This is a genomic window from Bartonella sp. AP88XZML, from assembly GCF_042195565.1.
GTDB lineage: Bacteria > Pseudomonadota > Alphaproteobacteria > Rhizobiales > Rhizobiaceae > Bartonella.
In genome coordinates, this window is the sequence record NZ_JBHIOQ010000062.1 from 36467 (window position 1) to 61745 (window position 25279).

Below are 25279 nucleotides of genomic sequence, written 5' to 3' on the forward strand. Positions count from 1 at the left end.
TCTATACTCTCTGTATAAATGACTTTGTATGATACCTTCTGTATCATACAAAAGAAAAAAGAGGAATAAAGTTCTTAATTTATAGACAAGATCATCATGTTTAAAGCACAAAATGTTTAACGCGACGCTTCATTTTTAATAGTGAGATGTACTTTGCTTAAAGCCTTAGATAGATCATTTTGTAGAGCAGATTCGAGATCAACTATTGCGAGACCTTTATTATCGTTTGCTTTAATTTTAACGATCAATGTTTGTGGATTTTTAGCAAATTCTCCTAAGGATTTTGAAATTTTTTCTGCTTCGTCATGATTTTTTAGCAGAATTTTTGGGGTCTGCGTCATCATTAGATAGAAATCGTCATAAAGTTCCTTTTTTAGATCATGTTGGCTGTCATTAAGATTTTGCGCAAGATAAGAAAAAAGCTTATCAATGAAACCTGCATCCGTATATTGTATATCAATTTCATTGATGCCAAGGTCTTGAGACGCAGCAATCATTATATTTTTCTGACCAGAAAAAAGCTTTTCATCAACATCAATAACCTTAGCCGATATGTTCCCAGATCCAACGTTTTTCATATTGAAAGACATTGTATCAAGAAAGAGTATACGTTTTTTTTCATCGTAAGAAATATCAATTTTTCCTGAAACATTAAAGCGCTCAAAGTTCAGATTTTTGAAGAAATCTAAGTCTTTTTCATTCATTTTTTTAGGTAAAACGGAAAGGTTATTGAGAGAAAGAAAAAGCTTTTTAGGGATAGGTTGTTTCCACAAACTTGGTTTGAATTGGAATGATTCGAGCGTTGCTTTCAACTGCGGTATATCAACGGTGATATTATCAACTTTGGCATCCGCTGAGGTAATGGCGAGCAGTATGTTTAGAAGAAGACCATTTTGTGCTACTTTTTCGGCGATTTTATTATTCTCTTTTCTTGCATTAAGATAAGCTTTGATTAATTTTTCAGGAGGTTGCTCAAGCGGTTTCATCTTTAAACCAGATGTTTTAAACTGCCCAAGGAAGAAAGAGCTGTTTTTTTCTGCTTCTTCAAAAATATCGACACTTATATTATTCAAAGAAATGGGGCCAGTAACGGTTTTACCTTGATTGAGAGCATTGTTTTTTCCAAAAATGATAGAGTAGGCATAGTTGATGTCGATATCATGGGCTTTTATTGTATCACTTTTAGCCATAAGTTGCATCTGTTTGGCACCATTTGCTACGACCGTTTTAAGATCCATATTTTTGATACTAACTGAATGGATATGGTTATTTCTAAAATCAGAAAGCTGGAAATTCTTGACTTCAACCGTTTCTATTCGGTTATTTTTATTTTCTATAGAAAGTTGTATATTGGGAGCAATAATTGAGGAAAGCTCAATACGCATCATTGATTGTAAAAGCCGTGATGTTATCGTTCTATCTTTTTCTTTTAAGGATACACTCCGAAGAGAAATTTGGGGAATTTGCACATGAATATTATTATGCTTTAAATCAACATTATAAAATGTAAAAGTTCCGGGAATAAAGGAAAGGGGAGGACGGGCAGAAATGGCACCAATTCTAAGTGATGTACCAGCTGGAACAGGTAATGTCACATTCTTCAAATTGATTTTACCTAGAATGCTTACTTCAGATGTTCGGGCTTTTATACCACGACGGGCTATTTCTTGTTTTACAAAACTGTCAAGATAGGGTTTTGCGATATAAAATCCACCAACAATTATAATTGCCAAGATAGCAACAAATCCAATAATACAAGTGAGCCAATATCTGAGGTTACTTTGATACCCACTATTAAGATTGACCATTCTTTCTTCTTTCATTTTTATCACTCTTTGAATTGAGAGTGAAGATAAATTCTTTTAAGCAACGACAAAGGTTTAAATATAGCGTGTACCAGTTTCAACAATTATCTACTCTCTATATTAGAGTTATTCTCATCTTTTTTGCAATATAGCTTTATCAACTTTTATCAATTTTCTTTGAGTTTAGCTCTTTATAGAAAAGAACGCATAATAAGGAGAGGTAAGTTTATGCGCATCATAATTTTTTATCACTTTAAAATTATCCTAAAATATTCCGATGTCTGCTTTTATCTTGCTGCTGTTTATAGGAATATTTAAAACATAAAAAATATGTTCTTGTTCATTATAATTTAATGGGGAGAGGTAAGTGTTATGACAGAAAATCAAATAATGGCTTTTTCGATCATTGGTCTCATGATGGTTGTTTTTATTTGGGATCGATTTCGTTATGATCTTGTTGCTATTTGTACATTATTAATAGCTTGTGCCCTTGGTCTTGTCAGTCCGAAGGAAGCTTTTAGCGGTTTTAGTAATGATATCGTTATTATCGTGGGGAGTGTGTTTGTTGTCAGTACGGCTGTATCGCGCTCTGGTATAATGGAGTTTATTATTCAACGGATATGGCCAGACGTGAAATCTGTGCGTCTTCAATTAGCCTTTTTAGTTCTTTCTGTTGTCGTATTATCAATGTTTGTTAAAAATATTGGTGCTTTGGCTATTATGCTTCCGATAGCTTTTCAGTTTGCACGTCGTTCTCAGGTTTCTCCTTCTGTCTTTTTGATGCCCATGGCCTTTGGTTCTTTGTTGGGGGGGCTTATGACACAGATAGGAACATCTCCCAATGTTGTTATTTCAGCGATGCAAGAACGTTTAGCCGGAACACCTTTTACTATGTTTGATTTTACACCAGTTGGTGCGGTTATTGCGACGGCTGGTGTTTTATATTTGGTTCTTTTTTATTGGCTTTTGCCTGTGCGTGTACGTTCAGGTGTATCGTTTGATGATGCCATTGATATTCGTAATTATGTTGCAGAAGTGCATATTCCAATAAATTCACCGATTGTGGGAAAAAATATTGTTGATTTGGTTAAGCCATCAAGTGGTGATGTTATGGTGATTCAAATCATCAGAAACAAAGTATCTATTTCACCGTTACCAGATTTTGTTTTGTCTGAAAATGATATTATTTTGCTGGAAGGGTCGCATACAGGGTTAGATAGCGTGATGAACTCTGCTCGTTTAGAGTTTTCTAAGGGGCGAACTATTGCTGCAGGTGATAAGGACAGTGACATCGATATTATTGAAGCAGTCATCACCCATAATTCACCCCTTATTGGTATTAGTGCGAAAGAGTTTTCCCTATTTGATCACTATAATGTAAATCTGCTTGCGTTAAGTCGTCAACATGAAAGGGTGCGGGGAAGACTTGATGATATTATTTTCCATCTTGGCGATGTGATTGTTTTGCAAGGACAGGATGCAGTTATTCCAAATTTGTTAAGAGAATTGAAATGCCTGCCCCTAGCAAAACGAAATATTGTGTTTGGAAATTTACGACATGGTTTCATCTCTTTAGCTGTTTTATTTATAGCAATTATTTTTACAGCTTTTCATATTGTTCCCGTTGCGTTTTCTTTTTTTTCTGCTGCTGCTGCAATGGTTATCTTTCGCGTTTTGCCCGCGCGTGATCTGTATCAGGCATTAGATGGCCAAATATTAGTACTATTAGCGGCTCTTATTCCAGTGAGTGAAGCGTTAGAGAAAACAGGATGTACGGATCTCATTGGTCAATGGCTGAGCCAATTGGCAATATTTTTCCCACCATCTGGTGCCTTAGCACTTATGTTGGTGACAGCTATGTTGGTCACGCCATTTTTGAATAATGCAGCAACAGTGATGATGGTAGCACCAATTGCGTCAAGTTTTGCTCATTCCCTTCATTATAAGCCTGAAGCTTTTTTGATGGCTGTTGCAATTGGTGCGGGTTGTGAGTTTCTTACACCTATTGGACATCAAAGTAATATGCTCGTGATGGCGCCAGGAGGATATCGTTTTAGTGATTATCCACGTTTGGGTGCTCCATTGGCGGTGTTGATCGTTATTATTGCTGTTCCAATGCTTATGTGGGTTTGGCCCTTACAATAGGATATTTTAAAAAACTTTAAGGATCAATTATAAAAAGTTGTTAATCGCATGAAGATAAGCTGAAGGGATACACTTTGTATATAGAACTTTAACTGAAGATTTGGAATTATACCACACTTTAATCATGGCGCTTCGGTATTTTTGATACAGATAAGATTTATCTATTTGGTTTTAGTAGGTATTCGTGGAAATTTACTGTTTATTCAAGTTTTTTCAAGAATTGGTTTTTCTATTATAATTGTATAATCCAATACAACCAACGATTGCGGTTGAAGACTTCAAAAGATTATCCTTCTATATAATGGGGAGAAAGTTCGCTTGAGATGATAGGCAATCATGATAAATATTAAGGCAGTGAATTTTTCATAAGACTCAATATATGTAAAAGCTGTAATGTGAACAAACAGGGTGCTTACATCATTTTCGATTAAGACTGTTGCAAAAATCTGATTGAATTGGCTACATGTTGATTTAAAATAAATAAACGAGCAATTTAAAGATTTTTAGTTAATTAGGGCTACCATCTTTATCCATTTATGCGTAAAAGCATAGGTGAAGTAACTTTTTTCAAGGTATGATATATGTCGTATGATAGTTTTATTGCTGAAGTGAATGCAGAATTTCGTCAGGAAAAGGCGCTTGCTTTTTGGAGACGGTATGGTTTTTCAATTATTGGAGCAGCTATTCTTTTTATATTCATGATAGTTGCTTATCAAGTTTATCATCATACACAAATAAAGAAAGCTGGTTATATTGGTGATGCATTTGTAAAGAGTCTTGATCTTGCGGATACACGTGATTTTGATAAAGCGATAAAGCAATTAGAAACTGTTAAAACCTCTCATTTTGGGGGGTATCCTTTTCTTGCTCGTTTACGTGAGGCTTCTTTACTCATGGAGAAAGGTGATATTATTAAGTCAGTGGAGATCTTTGATTCTGTTGCAGCGGATGAGAAAGCACCGCAGATTTTGCAGAAAGTTGCAAAAATTCGGGCGGCTTATATTCTGGTTGATACAGGGACATTAACTGATGTTGAAAAGCGCATCAAAGATATGGCAAGTGATACCGATCCTATGCGTATGTCTGCAAGAGAAGCTTTAGGCTTAGCTGCTTATAAGGCGGATAAAATGGATGAGGCGGTTTATTATTTTAAGAAAATTTCTGAAGAAGGTTCTTTGGGTTTAAAAATAACAGATCGGGCTCGAATGATGCTTGAGCTTATACAAGCAGAGGGCAAGGCAAATAAGGAATAAATCGATGAGCCTTACCATTGCTATCGTTGGTCGTCCCAATGTTGGGAAGTCAACACTATTTAATCGTTTGGTTGGGCAAAAATTGGCTTTGGTTGATGATAAGCCTGGTGTAACACGTGATCGGCGTATTCATGCGGCAAAACTTCAAGATCTATGTTTTGATGTGATTGATACCGCTGGGCTGGAAGAAGCAGGTGATCATACACTTGAGGGGCGTATGCGTTCTCATACAAAAGTTGCAATTGATGAAGCGGATCTTATTTTATTTGTATTTGATGCAAAGAGCGGAATAACACCAAGTGATTTAAATTTTTCTTCATTGGTTCGCAAATCAGGAAAGCCAATTGTGCTTGTTGCCAATAAGTCTGAGTCAAGAGCGGCAACAGGAGGAGAGTATGAGGCGTGGTCATTAGGTTTGGGGGAGCCGTGCCCAATATCGGCTGAACATGGTTTGGGACTTAGTGATCTGCGTGATGCAATTATAGATGCTGTTGGGTCAGAGCATGCTTTTGGCAACAACAAAGAAGAAGATAGAATGATACAACCTGCATCTGTTGGTGATGATGTAAAGGATTTGGAAGAAGAGGAGCTTATTTACGATGAAAGTAAGCCCATTAGGATTGCAATTGCGGGGCGTCCCAATACAGGAAAATCCACTCTTATCAATAGTATGTTGAAACAAGAGCGATTGTTAACAGGACCAGAAGCAGGACTCACGCGTGATTCTATTTCTGTAGATTGGGAATGGCGTGGTCGTCATATTAAACTTTTTGATACTGCAGGTTTACGTCGAAAATCGAGAATTCAAGAAAAATTAGAAAAACTATCTGTTGCAGATACTTTACGTGCTATTCGTTTTGCAGAAGTGGTGGTCATTGTTTTTGATGCAACGATACCTTTTGAAAAGCAGGATTTACAAATTGCTGATCTTGTGATTCGTGAAGGGCGTGTTCCAGTTATTGCTTTCAATAAGTGGGACCTTATTGAAAACAGTCAGACCACATTGATTGATTTGCATGAAAAAGGTGCGCGATTTCTTCCTCAAGTTCGTGGTTTGAGAGCTGTTCCTTTATCAGGACAATATGGTCAAGGGATTGATAAACTGATGGAAAATGTCATGATGATGCACCGTGTATGGAATCGTCGCATTTCGACGGCTAAATTGAACCAATGGCTTGGAACTGTTGTGGCACATCATCCACCTCCTGCGGTTTCTGGACGTCGACTTAAGGTTAAATACATCACACAGGTTAAGACACGTCCTCCTGGATTTATGATTTCCTGCTCGCGCCCCAAAAGTATGCCCAAGTCGTATTTGCGTTATCTTGTCAATGGGTTACGTGAAACATTTGATATGTCTGGTATACCCGTTCGCATATCATTACGAGCTTCTGATAATCCTTTTGCGACACGTTCCAAGAAGAAATGATAACTCTTTAATTTTTTAAGTGAATGAAATCTATACTTAAGAATCTTAAAAATAAGTTTTTTAATGATCTTTCTTTTCATAAAAGAAAAAGTTTTATTTGCTAAAGTTTTAATTTTATTGATAATCATTTATCATGAGCGCTATTGAATAGAGCTCTCTCATCTTGATAAAGATCATTTATTTGCATGTCATGAGAAGAGTTTAATAGGGAGTATTTAAGAAAGAGTACATAATCCTCTTAATGGGTTATTTAAGTGCAAGAATAGATGCAATATGAGGGTAGGGGAATATAATTATGATGCTTGTTTGAAAAGCAGCATTAGATTATCGTTTCATAAAAATAAAGCTTATGAATAAGCGCTTTTGCTTGTTTGTCTGAATAAAAAGCAAAAATATTTGCTGAATCCACAGATATTCAATTGTAAGGAGCGAAGTTTATAAAAGTAGATTAAAATTGTATAAAGTGGTATGGTAATCATATTTAAATTTTATTGTGTTCTATTGGCTTAATCTATTTGAAATTTTTGATTTATTAATATCTTGTATTTAAAGGAGCTTCTCTTAATACCCTCAAGCTCATTTCGTGATGAGGCTTGTAATGGTGTATATAAAATACTTTGCGAATAGGATCATACAGAAACCATTGATTATTATCATTTTCATAAAATGAAAAGTGCAAGTTTATTCGAATAAAAGGAGAAAACCAACGTTCTCATACTGTTTTTAGTTTTCTATGTTCTCTTTCAAAACTAGGACTGATATAACATTGGGAGCCGGAAAATAAGATGGTATTAGTTTACACCTTTCGTTAAGCGTAAAATGGTTGTTCTATAAGTTTTATATTATTCACGGGAACTTTTCATTATACATTCACGGGTGCTGTCGTGAAATCGGTTTAGGTGCTTAGAATATCTTTTTAAGAAAGCATGTAAATTGAAAAATACGTTATTTCTGCAATGAAATTTATACGATAACTTGTGATAGATTTCTTTTAGTATCTTGACGAATAAATTCGGGAACAATATGATACACACGGTTTTATGAAATGTATTCTTACGTTGCTTTTTAATTAAGGAGCCAATGATGGCGATGGGCGAGAAACCCGTTATGAGCCGTAAGGAGGCTGAAGAGAAAAAGCAAGGAGAGTGTCTTCATTCAGAGGATTTGGAATGTCGTAGTAGGAACTTAAGCGTAGCTTTAGTGCGCAAGCAAGCATTAAAGAAGTGGGAGTATAAGAGTAAGCGGGAAAAATCACAAGGAAGGATGGCAGGTGCAATTAAGCTTTCCAATGAGTTTCTGGCAAGTATTATAGTTGGTATTGTTTTGGGGTTGGGGTTTGATAAGTTAGCAAGTTCATGGCCTTGGGGATTGGTATTTTTTCTCTTCTTTGGATTTGCTGCGGGTGTATTGAGTATTCTTCGGTCTGTGGGGTATGTTTCCTCCAGTCAATTAGGAAAAAAAGGCGTATTGCGCCAAGATAAACAAGATAAAGGGGCCAATGAGAGGTCCGATAAATGAGGTTGAAGTGACAGCACACGCTCCAGATCCTATTCATCAGTTTGAGGTTTCAAGGCTGATTAAGATTTCCATAGGAAATATGGATTTATCGTTTACAAATGTATCATTGTTTACAGTCCTCACGGTTGTTGTAACTTCTATTTTTCTCTTTATTTCATCATCGAGTCGTGGATTGGTTCCAACGCGGATGCAGTCTCTTTCGGAAATGGCATATGAATTTGTAGCATCGACTCTGCGGGAATCATCTGGTGTGCAGGGAATGCAGTTTTTCCCTTTAGTTTTTTCTCTGTTTACTTTTATTTTGGTTGCTAACTTTATTGGTCTCTTTCCTTATTTTTATACGGTTACGTCTCAAATCATGATCACGTTTTCGTTAGCAATGGTGGTAATCTTGACGGTGATTGGTTATGGCTTTTATAAGCATGGGGTCAGTTTTTTGAAACTGTTCGTTCCCAGTGGAGTTCCTGTTGTGGTTTTACCTCTGGTGACAATGATTGAGGTTATTTCTTTTCTCTCCCGTCCAATTAGTCTTTCTCTTCGTCTTTTTGCGAATATGCTTGCTGGTCATATTACGCTTAAAGTGTTTTCTGGGTTTGTTGTTTCAATGATTGGGGTAGGACTCGTAGGTGTGGGTGGTTCGATTTTACCGCTTATTATGACTGTAGCAATTACTGCTCTTGAGTTTTTGGTCGCATTTCTTCAGGCTTACGTCTTTACGGTTTTAACTTGTATGTATCTTAATGATGCAATTCATCCAGGACATTAATAGAACTGGCGGTTTTCCGTCGAATAATGCAATTTCGCTTTAAAGGAGAATAACATGGAAATGGTGCTTGCAGCAAAATATATTGGTGCTGGTCTTGCTTGCTTTGGTATGGCTGGAACAGCTTTAGGACTTGGTAATATTTTTGGCAGCTATCTTTCTGGTGCATTACGAAATCCATCAGCAGCAGATAGTCAGTTTGGACGTCTCGTCTTTGGTTTTGCTGTAACAGAAGCTTTGGGAATTTTTTCATTGCTCATTGCTTTATTACTTCTTTTTGGGGTTTAATCATCATCAAAAGGGTATATCTGTTCTTGCATGAGGAAAGATTTACCCTTTTAGGCTCTTAACCAGAGAGATGTTAGTCAGTTATCATCGGTTATAGAGGGCTTTAATAAGCTATTTAAGGGATGAAAGAAGATGTTTGTTTCAAGCGCTTATGCACAGAACACTGAAACGTCGATAGAACATATTAAAAAAGTGGCAGAGCATGCAAATCGTGTGTTTCCGCCTTTTGATTTTGTGCATTTTGGTTCGCATTTTTTCTGGTTGGCAATTTCTTTCGTACTTTTTTATCTTTTTATCTCCCGTGTAATTGTACCACGTATTGGCGGTGTTATTGAAACACGGCGAGATCGAATAGCATCTGATTTAGATCAGGCAATGCGCATGAAGCAAGAAGCAGACATTGTTGTTGAAACTTATGAGCGGAAATTAGCGGAAGCGCGTTTGAACGCGCAGGCTATAGCGCAGGTAGCTAGTGAAGAATTAAAAGAAAAGGCAGAGCTTGAACGGAAAGAAATTGAAGAGAGTCTAGAGAAAAAACTCGCAGATGCTGAAAAACAGATAACAAAAATTCGGGATAAAGCGATGCAAAATGTTGGTTCTATCGCTGAAGAAGTAGCTCTTGAAATTGTGAAAAAATTGATTGACGTTGATATCAGCAAAGAGGCTGTTCGTTCAGTTGTTAAAACTGCGGATTATGGAGGAAGACAAAGATGACTGATACTTTTTGGGCATTTGTTGGGTTAGTTCTTTTTTTGGCTCTTTTAGTCTATTTCCAAATTCCACAGAGGGTTATACACCATCTTGATGCACGCGCGAAACGTATCAAAGATGAACTGGATGAGGCGCTGCGTCTTCGTGAAGAGGCACAGGAAATATTGGCTGAATATCAACGCAAACATGCAGAAGCAGAAAAAGATGCGCAAGAAATTATTGCAGCAGCAAAGCATGAAGTTGAATCTGTTATTGCTGAGGCCCGTGCAAAAGCAGAAGAATATGTAAAAAACCGCAATAAATTGGCAGAACAAAAAATTGCCCAAGCAGAAGCCGATGCAATACGCATGGTTTCTTCATCGGCGATTGATTTGGCAATTTCTACAGCACGTACCCTTATTGCAAGGGAAATAGATTCTAACAAGGCTGATGAACTTATCAAAGAGTCTCTTGAGAAAGAATCATTTATCAAAATGAAAACATATCTTAATTAATGATATTTGAGAGATAAAGAACACTCTCTTTGGTTGCATAATTTTCTCAATATTAATTAATAAAAGTCATAAAAAAGAAAAAATTATCTTCATTGTTTTTATCAGTTAATAGGGTATTTTGATTTTAAATGACAAGTTTTGAGAAGTCTGCAACCGATTGTGTCACAATGTAAGTGCGTTTGAGAAGAGCAAGACGGTTAGCACGAATATCAGGTTTTTTATCATTCACCAATACTTTTTCAAAAAATATATCAATCAATTTTCCAAGTGGCGCTAGCACACTGAGGGCAAATGATAAATTTGTTGCATTGATGGGGGCAAGAACCTTTCTTTCTACTTCACAGATTGCATGATAGAGCTGCTTTTCTTCTTTCTCGACAAAGAGCTCAGGATTAATTTCATTCGCTATTGTTGTGCTTTTTTGAAATTCATTTTCAAGAATATTGGCAGTACGTTTTACAGAGGCTACAAAGTTCATTCCATCATAGGTATTGATAAAAGCGATAAGCGATTCGACACGACGTGCAACCAATAAAAAATCATCAGAATCTTTATTTAAAACGGCTTCAAGGGCATCGTAACGAGCACCTTCCTCTTTTAGATAGATTTTCAAACGGTCATGAAAAAAGAATAACAGGTCTGATAAAATATATTCATTTTTTTCTGGAAGCAGATTCATCAATTGTGAATTTTCTCTTTGAGAGATTTCATATTTATTTTTTTGTTGTAAGAAAAGATTCATTGCTAACTGAAACAGTGGCATAAGATTGATTTTCCAATCTCGCGAAAGTACAAGCCTAATAATTCCCAATGCTGCTCGTCTTAACGCATAGGGATCTTTTGAGCCCGTTGGTTTTTCATTAATGAGCCAAAAGCCAACGAGCATGTCAATTTTGTCGGAGAGCATAACGGTTATAGCAAGTGGTTCTTGTGGAAGACGATCTGTTGGTCCTTGAGGTTTATAATGGTCTTCGATTGCTACAGCTATGCGAGGATCTTCCCCTTGAAGAAGGGCGTATTTTTTCCCCATAACACCTTGTAGTTCAGGAAATTCTCCGACAATTTCTGTTTGCAAATCAGCTTTTGCAAGGATGGCTGCACGTTTTGCTAAAAGAGGATCTGTTTGTATCAAAGGGGCAATTTCTTGTGCGAGTGTAGCAATGCGTTCTACCCTTGCTCCTTGTGTACCTAATTTAGCATGAAAAGTTACATTCAAATGATCAAGTCGTGCCATTCTTTGATCGAGAGGCTTTTTTATATCAAGTTGAAATTTTTTTATAGAAGATTCCAATTGTTGAAGATCAGGCAAATCACGCTGATCGGTTTGCCAAAAATGAAGTGCATCAGAAAGACGGGCACGGACAACCTTACTATTTCCTTTCGAAATTTCTTTGCCTTCATCATTTGCAAGAATATTAGAAACGAGAATAAAATGATGAGAAAGTTTTACTTTTTCTCCTTGTTTGCGGGTGACAAAACATTTTTGATTGGCTCGAATGGTCAAGCGAATAATTTCTGGAGGAATATCAAGGAATGATTGGTCAAAATCACCCATCAAGATAACAGGCCATTCAACAAGACCAGCAACTTCTTCTAGGAGGGGATTGTCTTGAACCAGTTCTAAACCGTTTGCAAAGCAGAGATTTTGGGCATCAGCTAAAATAATATTCTTTCGTCTTTCGGCATCCAGAATGACTTTATGGGTTTCAAGTTGAGTAACATAGTCATCAAAGCGGCGCACTTGAAATGGCTTTCCATCACTTAAGAAACGATGACCATAAGTTAAATTATTGCTTTTAAGAGAACCAATTGTAAACGGAATAACATGTGTTTCACCAATTTCTGGTCCGAAGATGCAAAGAATGTTTTGTAAAGGTCTAATCCACTTCAGAGTACCACTTTGTGCTGAATCTTTTCCCCAACGCATAGATTTCGGCCACGGAAAGTTGCGGATAATATCCGGTAAAATATCGGCAATAATTTCTTCTGCAGCTCGACCTTTTTTAACAATTTTAGCAATATAAAAATGACCTTTTTTATCATCATGTCCAATATGCGCTTCAGAAATATCGTTTAATCCTGTTGCACGTAGAAAACCATCAATTACATGCTGTGGTGATTTTATACTGGGACCTTTGCGTTCTTCATGGATATCTTTGGAGCGTATGGAAAGTCCGCGTATGTCCAATGTGAGCCGACAAGGTGTCCAATATTCACGAGCAGCTTCATAGATCAATCCAGCATTCACAAGTTGATCTGTAACAGATTTTTTAAGATCAGCAGCAGCTTTTCGTTGCATACGTGCAGGGATTTCTTCACTGAAAAGTTCAAGAAGAAGATCAGACATTAGGCTTCTCCAGTATATATTTGTCCAGCTTCTGTGAGTAAGAAGGCTTCCCCACAACGGCGGGCGAGATTACGAACGCGAAGAATGTAATTTTGTCGTTCGGTTACAGAAATAACGCCACGTGCTTGCAAAAGATTAAAGATATGGCTTGCTTTAATACATTGATCATAGGCAGGAAAAACACAGCGATGGAATACATTTTCTTTATTTGGTTTTCCAGCATCAAGAAGTGCGCTGCATTCGCGTTCTGCATCGATAAAGTGCTGATGGAGCAGTTTTGTATCAGCAAATTCGAAGTTATAATATGAGTATTCCTGTTCTGCCTGTAAAAAAATATCTCTATAACTTATTTTGTTTTCTCCCTCCAAACCATTAAAGTTAAGGTCATAGACGTTATCAACCCCTTGGATATACATCGCTAGACGCTCAAGACCGTATGTGAGTTCCCCTGAAACAGGAGCGCATTCAATGCCGCACACTTGTTGAAAATAAGTAAATTGAGAGACTTCCATTCCATCGCACCAACATTCCCATCCAAGCCCCCAAGCACCAAGAGTGGGACTTTCCCAATCATCTTCAACAAAGCGAATATCATGCAGTTTTGTATCAAGCCCGATAGCTTGTAGCGACTTTATATAAAGTTCTTGTAGATTGAGCGGAGAGGGTTTGAGAAGCACTTGGAATTGATAATAGTGTTGTAAACGATTTGGATTCTTACCATATCGGCCATCTGTTGGACGTCGAGAGGGTTGGACATAAGCAACTTTCCAAGGGCGTGGTCCTAGAGAGCGTAATGTTGTTGCTGGATGAAAAGTCCCAGCTCCGACTTCCATATCGTAAGGTTGCAAAATTGCACATCCATAGTGTGCCCAATAATTTTGCAAAGTTAAGATTAGTCCCTGAAAAGAACGTTTGGGGTTAAGATGTTCAGGTAGTTTCACGCTTTATACTCTTTATATTGGACTAAACAAAAAACCAAAGTAATTTTAGTTTCTCTATTTATTATTCATGTGGTTTATGGTTAAGCATCGTTTATTGCAAACCAAATTTCAACTTTTCTTGAATTTGTTCAGAATTTTCTGGTTTTCCGTCAATTGCATGGTTCCATTGAAAGATTGCTTCACGTTTACGCCCAACTTTCCAATAGGCATCCCCTAAATGATCATTCAGTGTTGGGTCCTCAGGTTGTAATCTGACAGCATTTTCTAATATTTGCACTGCTTTATTATATTCTTTTAGTTTATAATAAGCCCACCCTAAAGAATCGAGAATATGGCTGTTGTGAGCTTGTAAAGCAGAGGCTTTTTGTAGCATACGGAGCGATTCTTCAAGCTTCTCACCACGTTCCACAAGGGAATAGGCTAAATAATTAAGAACCTGCGGTTGATTTGGGAAAAATTCAAGTGATTTTCGCAAGTCAAGTTCTGCTTTTGACCATTGCTTTAAACGTTCAAAAGCAATACCACGCTGATAAAAGAGTTTCCAATCGTCCTGCTGAAAGTTTTTTATCTTTGTAATAGCGTAGTCTAGAGTTTTAATGGCCTCAAGAAATTTATTGTCCTGCATATAAAAAGCAACGAGCGTTATCAAAATATTACGATCATTGGGAAATTTTTTATTTAACAATGTGAGTAATTTTATTGCTTCTTTGTAATTGTTGTTATTGGCAAGAAGGAATGCAAGATGAAGTTGTCCATCTTTATAATAAGGAGATTTAGGGGATAAAGCGCGATAAAGTTTAATTGCTTGATGTGGATCGTTCAATTTAGCAGAAATGTGTGCGAGCTGAAACAGTGTTGCGTCATTTTGAGGGTATAAGGCGAAAGATAATTGCTTAAAAATACGTGCAATTCGCCCTGAGTTTTTGTAGTTGAGGGCTGTTCCAAAATTATATAATACCTCGGCTGCTCCTTGTTGAGGTGTTTTAATAACTCTCTCTAAGAAAGAATTTTTTTCAATTTTTTCTCGAAAGTTTTTAAGGACTTCTCGATCTGACAACATTTGTTCGCCATGCTGGATTGTTTGAAGAGCTTGGTTGCGCATATTATGGCGCAATTGGAATGAGGCATAGGCTATGATAATACGCTCATAAGTATTAGGAGCGATAAGAGTTCCCTGTTTGTTATTCAGTGCTTTAATGAAATATTTTTTTGCATCCTTTGGCTGTTCTGCAAGGTCGCTCATAAGTGCTAGATGATAAGATATAAAAAGGTCATACCAGACAGGACCTTTGAGTTTCTTAAGATCAGTGATTGCTTGAGATTTTTGTCCAGATCCAAATTTAATCCAAGCACCGATGAGTTCAGGTATTGGATTATTGGATTTCGGAGGTTCTTTTGATTGTAGAAGAAAATTGGCATTCTTATAGTCTTTTTTGATGAGACTTTCTACTGACAAAGTTAAGGAAACAAAGGGAGTTATAACATCTTGCTCTTTGAGTTTTTGGGCTTGTTGGACAGCTTCTTTAAAGTTTCCGACCGAGAGCATAGCTTCAAGGAGCTCTTTTTGTGTTTCAATGTTATCAGGTTGATAAATGAGTGCTTGTTTAAAGTAATTGATAGCAAGTTCTGTTTTATTTTCATGATTTGCAACCCTTCCAGCTAAATAAGCACCTGTAAATGAGCTTGTATGAATTGCGGTGCTTATTTTACTGTAGGTGGGGAATGGCATCAGCATGATACCCACGATAAAGAGGGTAAAAATTCGGGATACCGTTGCAGAGCACATGGAGCTAATCCTTTTCAAGATAATCAATCGATGGTGTTGTTTATAGATCATATCTCATTACTTTATTGAGAAATACTGCGATTCTTGCAAAGAATTCAGTTTACGCGCGCAATACAAAATTCAACAGTCTCAACGAGAGCATTGTAAGCAAGATTTTCGTTCATGGGAACAAGAGCATCAATTGCATGTTTTCCGTAGATGCGTGCTTGTTCTATTGTATCTGTGATACTATCATACTTTTCTATTAAGTGTTGCGCGTATGCGAAGGCTTCATTATTGTTATTGCCATCTTCAAGTGCTTGTTTCCAGAAATTTTTTTCTACTATATTTCCACGTTCATATGCGATAATAACAGGCATTGTTATTTTTCCTTCTCTAAAATCATCCCCTATATTTTTTCCTAAGCTTTGAGCACTACCGCTATAGTCAAGTGCATCATCAATCAATTGGAAAGCTAAACCTAAAGATGTTCCATATTCACGTAATGAAGAACGCTCTTTATGTCCATAGCCAGCAACAATCGGTCCTACTTCAGCGGCTGCTGAAAAAAGTGCGGCTGTTTTGGCATTGATGATTTTGAGATAGTCTGAAGGGCTGGTTTTGATATTTTTTGCAGCAGAAAGTTGCATGACTTCTCCTTCAGCAATAATTGCAGCAGCGTTCGCTAGGACAGAGAGCGCTTCTATGGAACCGACATCGACCATCATTTTAAAAGCCTGACCCAACAGGAAATCACCAACAAGTACGCTTGCTTGATTCCCCCAAATCATCCGTGCCGTGGATTTTCCACGTCGCAAATTACTTTCATCAATCACATCATCGTGTAGTAATGTTGCTGTATGCATAAATTCAACAGCTGTTGCGAGTTTTATATGTCCGTCACTTTGATAACCGAACATATGAGCAGAAGCGAGCGTAATCATTGGGCGTAATCGCTTTCCACCTGATGAAATAAGATGGTTAGAAATTTCAGGGATCATCTCAACCTCTGATTTTGCCATAGAGAGAATAAATTGATTTACACGCTCCATATCTTTTTGAGTAAGATTGACAAGAGATTGAAGAGAAATTTGATTATTTCTTATTTGTTCTGGTTTGATAGCTGCGCTCAATGTGTTTACTCCTAGAGTATTGCAATGGACATATATAAAATTTACTTTATTTACTAGCATAAAGGGGGTTTGGTTTTGACTCAAGCTTTTGATGGCGCTTTGAAGTGTAAGCTTGGAATGTTATTGGCAAGAAATGTTCTTTAGCGAGTGTAATCTTGTTGTTATGAAATAATAAAAAAATTTAAAATAGCAGCTGAATGGCAAAAATGCAGTTTATAAAGGTGAACATTAGGCTTTTAAATGGATAAAACAACGAATCAGAGTGGTGAAACAATTGACAGTTTTCACCGCGGAAAATTTTATTTGGTTCAACCCCATAAATATGGTCATCGTTCTGGAATGGATGCGATGTTATTGGCTAGTTTGGTTCCAAGTAATTTAAAGGGCAAGGTTGTTGATTTAGGCGCAGGTGCTGGAGCTGCAGGGTTGGCTGTTGCTTCGCGTTGTCTGAAAGTTCATGTTACCTTAGTTGAACGTTCAGCTTTTATGGTATCTTACGCTCAAAAAACGCTTATGCTAAAACAAAATAAACAATTTGCTAGCCGAATTTGTTTGCTAGAAGCAGATGTTACCTTCAAAGGGAATGCCCGTATAAAAGCAGGTTTGATAGATAATAGCTTTGATTTTGCGATTATGAATCCACCTTTTAATAATCCCACCGATCGTAAGACACCTGATAAACAAAAATCTGAAGCACATGTTATGTCTGAAGCAATGTTTGATAACTGGTTGCGGAGTGCAGCAGCTATTGTTAAGCCAGGTGGATACTTAGGGCTCATTGCACGTCCACAATCGCTGACAGATATCTTGCGTGCTTTAGAAGGGCGTTTTGGTGGTATTTGTATAATTCCTGTGCATGCCCGTGCGAAAACAGCAGCAATTCGTCTTTTATTTTACGCAAAACGAGGAAGCAGAGCAGCTTTATCTATTTTACCGGCATTGGTTATACATGAAGGTAATGACCATACTTTTTCACCTCGAGTTGATGCAATTAATAATGGATATATAAGCTTGTGGGAACTTTTCTAATAGTATCTTGTGTTTTTTAGTTTATTATTTAAAGTCTACACTTTGTCATTAGGGAGGTTTAGCTTTTGGGTGAAGTTATATTTCTGGTTGTAATGTGGGGATTGATTGGCGCTTTTGGATATTATAGCGTTGTTCCTTTTTGTTGTCCTTGCCTATTTAATTGTTCTTAATTTATAAGGAGATTTTGTTTTGATGGATTTTATTAAAAGTTTTATTCCACGCCGTTTTTCTTCCGATAAACTTGAAATTCCTGTGGTGCGCCTTCAAGGAGCAATTATGGATTCATCAGCATCTATATCTCGTACCCTTTCCCTCAGTAGGTGTGCAAATCTTTTAGAGAAGGCTTTCGCACACAAAAAGTCACCGGCTGTTGCACTTATTATTAATTCTCCTGGTGGTTCACCTGTACAATCGCGTTTTATCTTCAAGCGCATTCGTGACTTGGCAGAAGAAAAAAATAAAAAGGTACTTGTGTTTATTGAAGATATTGCAGCATCTGGTGGTTATATGATTGCTTGTGCAGGGGATGAAATTTTTGCAGATCCTTCTTCAATTGTTGGTTCCATTGGAGTGGTTTCAGCTTCCTTTGGTTTTCCGGAACTTTTGAAGAAAATTGGTATCGAACGGCGTGTATACACAGCAGGAAAGAACAAAGTTACATTAGATCCATTTCAGCCAGAAAAAAAGGCGGATATTGAGCATTTGAAATCTCTCCAACTTGAAGTGCATCAAACTTTTATCGATTTGGTTAAAGAACGGCGTGCTGAAAAATTATCAGATGATTCGAATCTCTTTACAGGAATGTTTTGGAGTGGAAAACAAAGCGTTGAGCTTGGTCTGGTTGATGGATTGAATGATGTACGTTCTGTTATTAAGGAGCGCTTTGGTAATGATGCAAAACTTCGACTTATTATGCCTCCAAAAAGTTTTTTAGGACCTAAAACGCCTTCAGGAGTGACGGCACATACGGTTTATACAGTCGTTGATAGTGCATTGATGGCAGCAGAAGAGCGAGCGCTTTGGCAGCGTTATGGTTTGTGATGGAAAGGATCATTCAAGCCAGAGAGATTTTTATCTAAAAACAGATGCTAGAAGAAAAAAGGCTTGAAATGATATGAATGAGAACATGTCGTTTATTTTGTATGAGAACTCTTTATATTTATTGTTTTTTTAGAAAACGATTAAGAATATTCCAAGCTGTTTATAGGGCTCGTGCTAAAAGTATGGGTAAAAGGGGGGAATTTTTAAAAGAACCCTATGTAAGTGAATATTACGTCATATGATATCAAATGTACAAACTTCGTTCCAAAGACATTCCTATTTATTTACACCTATTAAATTGAATTTAGCTCTACATGTTGTGGGGCAACGTGCTGATGGGTATCATTTAATAGAAAGTTTGGTTTATTTTAGTCTTAGCGGTGATTGTCTACACTATGCACCTTGTGAAAATAATCAGTTTGTTTTGACGGGGCCGTTTGCAAAAGGGCTTGTTTCTCATTTAGACAATTTGGTTATTCGCGCACGGGACTTTATGCATAAGACTTTTCCGGAATGTGCTCAACCTGCTTTTTTTCGGCTTGTAAAAACATTACCTGTTGCTTCAGGCATTGGTGGTGGCTCAGGTGATGCAGCTGGGGTTATCAGCATGTTGCGTCGGCAGTGGAATCTTGATTGCTCTTACGAAGAATTAGCAAAAATGAGCTTAGTTCTTGGTGCTGATGTTCCCATGTGCCTTTGTGCATTAAAGTATCAGCAGCCGCTTTTGGTTAAAGGGATTGGTCAAGAGATGATACGACTAAAAGAAGCTTGTTCATTAGCAATGGTATTGGTTAATCATGGACAAGAGATTTCAACACAAGCTGTTTTTAAAGCGTTAGAGAAGCGTCATAATCCTTCTTTAAAAATTAATACAGACGCTTTAAAGAGTGTTGATTCATTAGTTGAAGTTTTACAAGAAACGCGTAATGATCTTTTTTCTCCTGCATTAAAAATAGCACCTCAGTTAGCTGAAGTGTTATCTATATTAGATGAATGTGGGGCTCTTTTTTCCCGTATGTCTGGAACGGGAGCAACTTGCTTTGGCATTTTTAAAAATAAACAAACGGCGCAACAAGCAGCTCTTTTTATCAAATCAATGCACCCAAATTGGTTTATAAAACCTATCATGACTTTAGGAACTATTTGATAAATAAATATAAAAGCTTTTATTTCATCATGATTTTATTATACATAATAAAAGAGGGTAACCAAAGAAATGTGTTTTTTTATTTTTTGTGCAAGAATTCGCGGAATGTTTGAAGAGCCATTTAAAACTGTAATGCTTGCAAAAAATGATCAGTCTACAGAAATAGATGTATGTTTGTTGTATTTGTGATTTATCAAAGATGTTTAATTTTCCGCTACAACCAAATTTTTCGTGCGAATTGTATTTGCAAAAACAGGGTTTTTTTCATATAGCAGGTGTTGATGAAGTAGGACGGGGGCCTCTCGCTGGACCTGTGGTAACAGCAGCAGTTATCTTGGATAAAGATCGTATTCCTAATGGGTTAAATGATTCAAAAAAACTTTCTTTTCTCCAACGAAATAGACTTTATCATGAAATTTTGCAAAGTGCATTAGCGGTTTCAGTTGCCAGTCTTTGTGCTCGTACAATTGATCAATCCAATATTAGAAAAGCAACTTTAGAAGCAATGCGTCGCTGTATTATAGGATTAGCCATTCCAGTCCACTATGTCCTTGTTGATGGGCGTGATATTCCTTCTGAGTTGTCCTGTCCTGCAATGGCGTTGATTAAGGGTGATCAGCGTTCGGTTTCCATTGCAGCCGCATCTATTATTGCAAAAGTAACGCGTGACCGGATGATGGAATGTGCAGGACAAGTTTATAAAGGGTATGGTTTAGAGAAGCATGTAGGTTATGCAACGCTAGCGCATCGTACAGCTCTTGATAAATATGGACCAGTTATAGGATTACATCGTTATAGTTTTGCACCACTAAAAGAGTGTAAAAAAGGCAATTAAAATCAATAATTTATTACAAGAGTAAGGGATTTTATAATCATTGATTCTGTTATGTTTTTTTGGGTGTCTATCCCTAACCTTTTTGAAGCTTTTTTATCACTTATTCCCATCCATTTTTTCCAGATATATAATCAGATATTTCTAACATGGGCTTGACTCTTATTGTTATTAACCGTATAGCAATGATATACGACAAGGGGCAGTATATGGCAATTGTGAGTTTTAAACATAAGGGCTTAAAATTATTTTATACAACAGGTTCCACAAAAGCTATTTGACCAGATCACGTAAAAAATTACGCGTTATCTTAACGGCTTTAACAAGTGCTACTACGCCTGAAATGTTGAGAGCGCCTGCCTTTAAAATACACCCTCTTAAAGGTGAACTTACAGGGTACTATTCTATATGGATGAATGGAAATTGGCGTGTTACTTTTCGCTTTATAGGAACAGATGTGGAGCTTGTTGATTATCAAGATTACCATTGATGAGAGGAATGAAAGAAAATGATGCATAACCCCGCACATCCGGGTGAAGTTCTGAAAGTAGCTTTCTTAGAAGAAATGGGGATAACAATACAAAAATTAGCTGATCATCTCCATATGACAAGAGCTTCTTTATCAAGAGTGATTAACGGACATGCTTCTATAAGTACCGAGCTTGCTATTAAATTAGAATTAGCTGGTTTCAGTAAAGCAAAATTTTGGTTGGATATGCAAACAAACTATAATTTATGGCAAACAAAGCAACAGGCACAACCACCTATTTCTCTTCTTGTTTCTGATACACCTCAAACGCCGCTTTGATTTCGTTAATAATTTTGATGGTGCTTTGGTTTGTTTTTTTAGCTGCTGCCCATTGCTCTAACTTTTTTGTAGCTTTTTGATTGCTTCTATTGCAAGTCGTTTTCTATCGGCTGTTCTGGTACAAAGGGATGCCATTTTATCTTCTGTCCAGCCAAAAAGCGCTTTCATTTGTGAAACCGTAGCACCAGCATTGGCAGCACGTTTTGCTGCTAATTTTCGCAATCGGTGCGCTGATTTTTTAATACCCGCCGCATTACATGCTTCATGAAAGAGGTTGCCAAAACTTTCTTTGACAAGCTTATTTCCACCTTTACCACAAATGAATGTTTCATCACCTATGGGACCAATTTTAAGGGTTTCCTCTAGTTCTGATAAAATAGGAAGAAAAACATCTGTTTTAAATTGGCTCTTTTCTGTTTTTAAATGAATAATATTATCTGTTGTGATATCTTTCCAGCCGATACGAACGGCATCACCACGACGCAAGCCTGTATAAAGAAGAACATCAATCCAGACGCGTTCATGTGTACCATGTGACCAACGGTGATAATATTTGTCTATGTCCTCTTCTAGCCATGGCAGTAATCCCCCACTGTTTAAAGATTTTGGTGCTTTTAATTAAAAGCAGGATTTCTATTCAAAAGATCATTATCAACCGCCCAATTAAAGAGACTGTTTAAAGAGGTCAAAAAATGTTTTACCGCCGCGGGGGTCTCTCGCCTTCTATCTACGGCTTCAAGAATGTGTTGTTTGTTTATGCTTTTATATGCACGATCACCGATATGTTTAGAAACATTATTCAGAATTCGATATTTAATTTTTTTAGTAGATTCTAATTGATTATGCCATTGCATGCTTTGTAAATACTGATGCAATAACCAATCGAAAGAGCCTTTTGTAAGTCTGTTTATTTTCTTGGAGATGCCATTTTGCGCTTGTTTAATAGCCAGCGTATATTTGCTCTGATGGAAATCAATGGACTGTCATAAATTTTAGTATTTCCATAAATTTTAGCTTTTCCACTAATAAATGTGCCACCGTAAACATGTGCATCCCCAAAAACCTTGGCATAACCATAGACTTTTGCATCATCACTTATCCAGCAATTGCCATCATGACTTAGATTGTCTTCTTTTTGTGTAAAAGCGCCAAGATCACCTGCCTTTACATCTCCAAAGTCTCTCAAAGCACGGATGCGGTAAAGTGTAATGTATCCACCAACCTCAATTGTTTCATCGGTCAGTTCATATTTCTTTTCCTTGATTTGCGCAGAATTCACCCGTAGCGTGAATCATGCATCACTTAAAAGTTGTTAGGAATGGGTAGGGGGCTGGGAGGCATATGGGCACTCCCATTTTAAAAAAATATGCAAATTTATTTTTTAGATGTGCTTAATTTCATATTTCCAATCAGGCAATGGAATGAGAGCTAATGCGAGTTGTCCTCTATGACACATGCATACATTGGCTTCAAAACAGGTGATTGCAACGCGCTTTTTGTTAAAAAAATTTGATATAATTTGTTTATTGCACAAGAATTATCCTTGAGAGTTGTATTTTGATAATCTTCAAAAAGGCGATCATAATCTTTTGTGTTTTCAAATTTCTTCGTTTTTCAGAGGCGATTCCAAGTTCAGGCATATGCCATATATTCAATATCAATGTTGTTTACAACTTTCTCTAATTGTCTTTTTGAAAATCCGTATTTTCTGCTTATTGGATTTTTACGAATATCATACAAAAGTTTAATATTATTTTTGATAAGTTGATTGAAATAGTCCTCAAAGGATTTTCTTTCATAGCCAATGGTAAAAAACAAAGCTCTCATCTTTAGCAGACTGTATGATGATATGTTTGATGTTACACACGTTTAATTTCCTTAGTAAATAGGTGGGGGCTCCATGAGTGCCTCTTTCCAAAAGGATAAATCCTCTAGCGATTATCATAGTGTTGTGGAGCAATCAGGCATCAAAGCGGGTGATGGCGGCTTTAATATCATTGTTAAAGACAAAACGACCCTAACCGGAGGCATTATTGCTAGCACAGCCTCGGCGGACAAAAACAGCCTGACCACTGGAAGCATTAGCACCAGTGATATCAGCAACAGTGCCCATGCTAAAGCCAGCAGCCATGGGTTTAGCCTTTCTGGGAATGACACGATAAAAAACATTGCCAAGAATGTTTTAAATCACGGCAAAGCCAAGGATGGAGCAGAAGGGGAAACCAAATCTGCTATCAGTGATGGGACTATCATCCTTACTGATACAACTGGACAGAGGGCGATGGGGCAAGATGCTGGACAAATCATTGGCTCTCTCAACCGCAACACCGCAGCAGCACACCAAGCAGTAGAACAGCTAGATGTCGCATCGCTTGAGGGGGTAGTGCATAATCGCGTAGATATGATCAATGATTTATCGGATGAAGGATTGGGATACTGGGACAAAATACGTGAATTCGCATATCTCAAAGAGCATCCTGAGGGTGAGGTTGAGCATGATGAAAATGGCAATGTCCTCTATGCAACAGATAAAAATGGAAACTATATAAAAGACAGCTATGGAAGAAAAATACCTCTGTATCACTATTTAACACCAGAAGAAGAAAAACATTTACAAAAAGGTTCTGATGGCAAGGTTCATATGTTTTACAATGGTATTTTTACCTCACCAGATGATGCTGCGCGTTATACTGTCCAGTTTGCTGACAATGATCATGGTCCCCTTTATTTTACATACTTCCCAGAAGCTGAAGACTGGGAAGTGGAAGTAGGGATAGCGATTTTTCAGAAGTTTCTGGAAGGTAGATTTTTTTTGGATTGACCAATTCAACCAAGAAATTCCAGGATACAATGTATCTTTATGGCAATACAGGATTGCATGATGATGCCCATAGTCGTGGTACCATAACAGCAGGAAATGGATCACATGATTTAGTAAAGCATGGTGTTCACGGTATAGCAAAGGAAACAACGGTTAATTTTTTTGGTCCAGCTTATAATACTCAAGACATGGCAGATACGTTATATATCTTAAGGGATGGAAAGAAAACCACTGTCGGCTTGGAAAACCATGCAGATGATTTTGTTGGTGTTGTGTTTGGCAAAAATCCCGCTACTTTTGACAAGAGTCCCCTTGGTAGTAACGCAGTTAAAGAGGCAAAGAAAGTACTATTTGATTATCCAAGTCCTCATGTTTGTTATGCAAATGCGGATCGAGCATGTAGACATGATTATGGTTCATCTCACCGGATACAAATTGATTCAATTAATTCATGGAGCAAAAAATGAAACACATTTTAAGATTATTAAGCGGGATAATCCTGTTAAGTATAGCTGGGTGTAATTTTTTTAAGCCTGCTCCAGGGTATATGTATATCTGGGAGAAGTCAGGAGCAGATTTTACTGAGATAGGAAAAGCTTTATTAGAATGTGGAATGCCAACGCCTTATGATGAGGATTCAGAAAGCAGAGAGCAGAGTATTAATGCACAGGCAACAGTCCATGCTTGCATGATTCAATCAGGATTCCACTATAAAGATGAACATGAAGGGGGATGGTGTTATACTTTTAAAGAAGAAAATCTTCCGATTTGTCGTCCAGGTGCTGTCATCCCACAGAGAAGTGTCAAGAGGCGCTTAAATAGCCCTTATTGTAAAAAACATTCAGAACAACTTGAATGCAAACCTTAAGTCTTACTTCAGCAGAGAAAGCCTTGAATTTACACCAAATAAAGCACCAGGTTGATGAGTTTGAGAAAGCCTTGTCCGTCCTTACGTGACAAGGTTTTCTTTTTATGCCGCGTCGTTATAACGTTGCTGTTTTGCTTGCTC

The 25279-nt window shown here is 37.3% G+C and carries 23 protein-coding genes and 2 pseudogenes; 17 read left to right on the top strand and 8 right to left on the bottom strand.

Features of this window, described 5'->3' with window-relative positions:
- Window positions 1–116: 116 nt before the first annotated feature.
- Window positions 117–1823, bottom strand: coding sequence for a hypothetical protein (locus ACFIK2_RS07525; protein WP_375634701.1), 1707 nt, complete (start codon window positions 1821–1823; stop codon window positions 117–119).
- A gap of 354 nt (window positions 1824–2177) precedes the next feature.
- Between ACFIK2_RS07525 and ACFIK2_RS07530 the strand changes: the two genes are divergently transcribed.
- From ACFIK2_RS07530 to ACFIK2_RS07565, 8 genes are all read left to right on the top strand, one after another.
- On the top strand, window positions 2178–3950 hold the full coding sequence (locus ACFIK2_RS07530; protein WP_375634700.1) for an SLC13 family permease: 1773 nt from the start codon (window positions 2178–2180) through the stop codon (window positions 3948–3950).
- Between the two features lie 581 nt (window positions 3951–4531).
- Window positions 4532–5203, top strand: coding sequence for a tetratricopeptide repeat protein (locus ACFIK2_RS07535; RefSeq protein WP_375618447.1), 672 nt, complete (start codon window positions 4532–4534; stop codon window positions 5201–5203).
- Between the two features lie 4 nt (window positions 5204–5207).
- Window positions 5208–6632, top strand: a complete 1425-nt coding sequence (der, locus tag ACFIK2_RS07540; RefSeq protein WP_375634699.1) for a ribosome biogenesis GTPase Der — start codon at window positions 5208–5210, stop codon at window positions 6630–6632.
- Window positions 6633–7715: 1083 nt separating this feature from the next.
- Window positions 7716–8150 (top strand): AtpZ/AtpI family protein, encoded by a 435-nt coding sequence (locus tag ACFIK2_RS07545; protein WP_375633550.1) that lies wholly within the window; start codon window positions 7716–7718, stop codon window positions 8148–8150.
- Window positions 8151–8157: 7 nt separating this feature from the next.
- The gene (locus tag ACFIK2_RS07550; RefSeq protein ID WP_375623586.1) at window positions 8158–8916 is read left to right on the top strand and encodes a F0F1 ATP synthase subunit A; all 759 of its coding nucleotides are present in this window, start codon (window positions 8158–8160) and stop codon (window positions 8914–8916) included.
- 54 nt (window positions 8917–8970) lie between these two features.
- Window positions 8971–9201 carry a F0F1 ATP synthase subunit C gene (locus ACFIK2_RS07555; RefSeq protein WP_005773968.1) on the top strand — a complete coding sequence of 77 codons (231 nt, stop codon included), beginning with the start codon at window positions 8971–8973 and terminating at the stop codon, window positions 9199–9201.
- A 132-nt stretch (window positions 9202–9333) separates the two neighbouring features.
- Complete coding sequence (locus ACFIK2_RS07560) at window positions 9334–9915, top strand: F0F1 ATP synthase subunit B (RefSeq protein WP_375633551.1); 582 nt, start codon at window positions 9334–9336, stop codon at window positions 9913–9915.
- Complete coding sequence (locus tag ACFIK2_RS07565) at window positions 9912–10406, top strand: F0F1 ATP synthase subunit B (RefSeq protein WP_375612090.1); 495 nt, start codon at window positions 9912–9914, stop codon at window positions 10404–10406. The genes ACFIK2_RS07560 and ACFIK2_RS07565 overlap by 4 nt, the downstream gene beginning before the upstream one ends.
- A gap of 124 nt (window positions 10407–10530) precedes the next feature.
- Here ACFIK2_RS07565 and glyS read toward each other — a convergent pair whose 3' ends face one another.
- The 4 genes from glyS to ACFIK2_RS07585 all read right to left on the bottom strand — a co-directional run bounded on the left by glyS (window position 10531) and on the right by ACFIK2_RS07585 (window position 16652).
- Complete coding sequence (glyS, locus tag ACFIK2_RS07570) at window positions 10531–12753, bottom strand: glycine--tRNA ligase subunit beta (RefSeq protein WP_375634698.1); 2223 nt, start codon at window positions 12751–12753, stop codon at window positions 10531–10533.
- A complete protein-coding gene (locus ACFIK2_RS07575) occupies window positions 12753–13694 on the bottom strand; it encodes a glycine--tRNA ligase subunit alpha (protein ID WP_375606430.1) in 942 nt (313 codons plus the stop codon). The genes glyS and ACFIK2_RS07575 overlap by 1 nt, the downstream gene beginning before the upstream one ends.
- 91 nt (window positions 13695–13785) lie before the next feature.
- On the bottom strand, window positions 13786–15480 hold the full coding sequence (locus tag ACFIK2_RS07580; protein ID WP_375634697.1) for a tetratricopeptide repeat protein: 1695 nt from the start codon (window positions 15478–15480) through the stop codon (window positions 13786–13788).
- Window positions 15481–15575: 95 nt separating this feature from the next.
- Window positions 15576–16652: a polyprenyl synthetase family protein gene (locus tag ACFIK2_RS07585; protein WP_273787893.1), complete on the bottom strand. Its 1077-nt coding sequence runs from the start codon at window positions 16650–16652 to the stop codon at window positions 15576–15578.
- Window positions 16653–16832: 180 nt separating this feature from the next.
- Between ACFIK2_RS07585 and ACFIK2_RS07590 the strand changes: the two genes are divergently transcribed.
- The 6 genes and pseudogenes from ACFIK2_RS07590 (at window position 16833) to ACFIK2_RS07615 (ending at window position 21449) form a co-directional block, all read left to right on the top strand.
- A complete protein-coding gene (locus ACFIK2_RS07590) occupies window positions 16833–17621 on the top strand; it encodes a tRNA1(Val) (adenine(37)-N6)-methyltransferase (RefSeq protein ID WP_375633556.1) in 789 nt (262 codons plus the stop codon).
- A 192-nt stretch (window positions 17622–17813) separates the two neighbouring features.
- A complete protein-coding gene (locus tag ACFIK2_RS07595; protein WP_012754808.1) occupies window positions 17814–18662 on the top strand; it encodes a S49 family peptidase in 849 nt (282 codons plus the stop codon).
- A 238-nt stretch (window positions 18663–18900) separates the two neighbouring features.
- On the top strand, window positions 18901–19809 hold the full coding sequence (locus ACFIK2_RS07600; protein ID WP_375634696.1) for a 4-(cytidine 5'-diphospho)-2-C-methyl-D-erythritol kinase: 909 nt from the start codon (window positions 18901–18903) through the stop codon (window positions 19807–19809).
- A 166-nt stretch (window positions 19810–19975) separates the two neighbouring features.
- Window positions 19976–20644 (top strand): ribonuclease HII, encoded by a 669-nt coding sequence (locus tag ACFIK2_RS07605; RefSeq protein ID WP_375633558.1) that lies wholly within the window; start codon window positions 19976–19978, stop codon window positions 20642–20644.
- A gap of 206 nt (window positions 20645–20850) precedes the next feature.
- Window positions 20851–21131 (top strand): annotated as a pseudogene (locus ACFIK2_RS07610) (type II toxin-antitoxin system RelE/ParE family toxin).
- An 18-nt stretch (window positions 21132–21149) separates the two neighbouring features.
- The gene (locus tag ACFIK2_RS07615; RefSeq protein WP_375618459.1) at window positions 21150–21449 is read left to right on the top strand and encodes a HigA family addiction module antitoxin; all 300 of its coding nucleotides are present in this window, start codon (window positions 21150–21152) and stop codon (window positions 21447–21449) included.
- A 57-nt stretch (window positions 21450–21506) separates the two neighbouring features.
- Here the strand turns inward: ACFIK2_RS07615 and ACFIK2_RS07620 are convergent.
- From ACFIK2_RS07620 to ACFIK2_RS07630, 3 genes and pseudogenes are all read right to left on the bottom strand, one after another.
- Window positions 21507–22405: pseudogene (locus tag ACFIK2_RS07620) on the bottom strand (tyrosine-type recombinase/integrase); the annotation flags it as partial.
- Window positions 22357–22728, bottom strand: coding sequence for a hypothetical protein (locus ACFIK2_RS07625; RefSeq protein WP_375633559.1), 372 nt, complete (start codon window positions 22726–22728; stop codon window positions 22357–22359). The pseudogene ACFIK2_RS07620 and the gene ACFIK2_RS07625, both read right to left, overlap by 49 nt.
- 353 nt (window positions 22729–23081) lie before the next feature.
- Window positions 23082–23276, bottom strand: coding sequence for a DUF488 family protein (locus tag ACFIK2_RS07630; protein ID WP_375634695.1), 195 nt, complete (start codon window positions 23274–23276; stop codon window positions 23082–23084).
- A 73-nt stretch (window positions 23277–23349) separates the two neighbouring features.
- Between ACFIK2_RS07630 and ACFIK2_RS07635 the strand changes: the two genes are divergently transcribed.
- Genes ACFIK2_RS07635 through ACFIK2_RS07645 form a run of 3 tightly spaced genes read left to right on the top strand, consistent with a single transcriptional unit; the run spans window position 23350 to window position 25138 of the window.
- The gene (locus ACFIK2_RS07635; protein ID WP_375634694.1) at window positions 23350–24270 is read left to right on the top strand and encodes a hypothetical protein; all 921 of its coding nucleotides are present in this window, start codon (window positions 23350–23352) and stop codon (window positions 24268–24270) included.
- The gene (locus ACFIK2_RS07640; RefSeq protein ID WP_375634693.1) at window positions 24267–24737 is read left to right on the top strand and encodes a hypothetical protein; all 471 of its coding nucleotides are present in this window, start codon (window positions 24267–24269) and stop codon (window positions 24735–24737) included. The genes ACFIK2_RS07635 and ACFIK2_RS07640 overlap by 4 nt, the downstream gene beginning before the upstream one ends.
- On the top strand, window positions 24734–25138 hold the full coding sequence (locus tag ACFIK2_RS07645) for a hypothetical protein (RefSeq protein ID WP_375677105.1): 405 nt from the start codon (window positions 24734–24736) through the stop codon (window positions 25136–25138). Before ACFIK2_RS07640 ends, ACFIK2_RS07645 begins: the two co-directional genes overlap by 4 nt.
- Window positions 25139–25279 lie beyond the last annotated feature (141 nt).

Coding starts and splice junctions, on each gene's coding strand:
- ACFIK2_RS07525 (WP_375634701.1), bottom strand. CDS start 1,823: ATGAAAGAAGAAAGAATGGTCAATCTTAATAGTGGGTATCAAAGTAAC.
- ACFIK2_RS07530 (WP_375634700.1), top strand. CDS start 2,178: ATGACAGAAAATCAAATAATGGCTTTTTCGATCATTGGTCTCATGATG.
- ACFIK2_RS07535 (WP_375618447.1), top strand. CDS start 4,532: ATGTCGTATGATAGTTTTATTGCTGAAGTGAATGCAGAATTTCGTCAG.
- der (WP_375634699.1), top strand. CDS start 5,208: ATGAGCCTTACCATTGCTATCGTTGGTCGTCCCAATGTTGGGAAGTCA.
- ACFIK2_RS07545 (WP_375633550.1), top strand. CDS start 7,716: ATGGCGATGGGCGAGAAACCCGTTATGAGCCGTAAGGAGGCTGAAGAG.
- ACFIK2_RS07555 (WP_005773968.1), top strand. CDS start 8,971: ATGGAAATGGTGCTTGCAGCAAAATATATTGGTGCTGGTCTTGCTTGC.
- ACFIK2_RS07560 (WP_375633551.1), top strand. CDS start 9,334: ATGTTTGTTTCAAGCGCTTATGCACAGAACACTGAAACGTCGATAGAA.
- ACFIK2_RS07565 (WP_375612090.1), top strand. CDS start 9,912: ATGACTGATACTTTTTGGGCATTTGTTGGGTTAGTTCTTTTTTTGGCT.
- glyS (WP_375634698.1), bottom strand. CDS start 12,753: ATGTCTGATCTTCTTCTTGAACTTTTCAGTGAAGAAATCCCTGCACGT.
- ACFIK2_RS07580 (WP_375634697.1), bottom strand. CDS start 15,480: ATGTGCTCTGCAACGGTATCCCGAATTTTTACCCTCTTTATCGTGGGT.
- ACFIK2_RS07585 (WP_273787893.1), bottom strand. CDS start 16,652: ATGCTAGTAAATAAAGTAAATTTTATATATGTCCATTGCAATACTCTA.
- ACFIK2_RS07590 (WP_375633556.1), top strand. CDS start 16,833: ATGGATAAAACAACGAATCAGAGTGGTGAAACAATTGACAGTTTTCAC.
- ACFIK2_RS07595 (WP_012754808.1), top strand. CDS start 17,814: ATGGATTTTATTAAAAGTTTTATTCCACGCCGTTTTTCTTCCGATAAA.
- ACFIK2_RS07600 (WP_375634696.1), top strand. CDS start 18,901: ATGATATCAAATGTACAAACTTCGTTCCAAAGACATTCCTATTTATTT.
- ACFIK2_RS07605 (WP_375633558.1), top strand. CDS start 19,976: ATGTATGTTTGTTGTATTTGTGATTTATCAAAGATGTTTAATTTTCCG.
- ACFIK2_RS07615 (WP_375618459.1), top strand. CDS start 21,150: ATGATGCATAACCCCGCACATCCGGGTGAAGTTCTGAAAGTAGCTTTC.
- ACFIK2_RS07630 (WP_375634695.1), bottom strand. CDS start 23,276: ATGAGAGCTTTGTTTTTTACCATTGGCTATGAAAGAAAATCCTTTGAG.
- ACFIK2_RS07635 (WP_375634694.1), top strand. CDS start 23,350: ATGAGTGCCTCTTTCCAAAAGGATAAATCCTCTAGCGATTATCATAGT.
- ACFIK2_RS07645 (WP_375677105.1), top strand. CDS start 24,734: ATGAAACACATTTTAAGATTATTAAGCGGGATAATCCTGTTAAGTATA.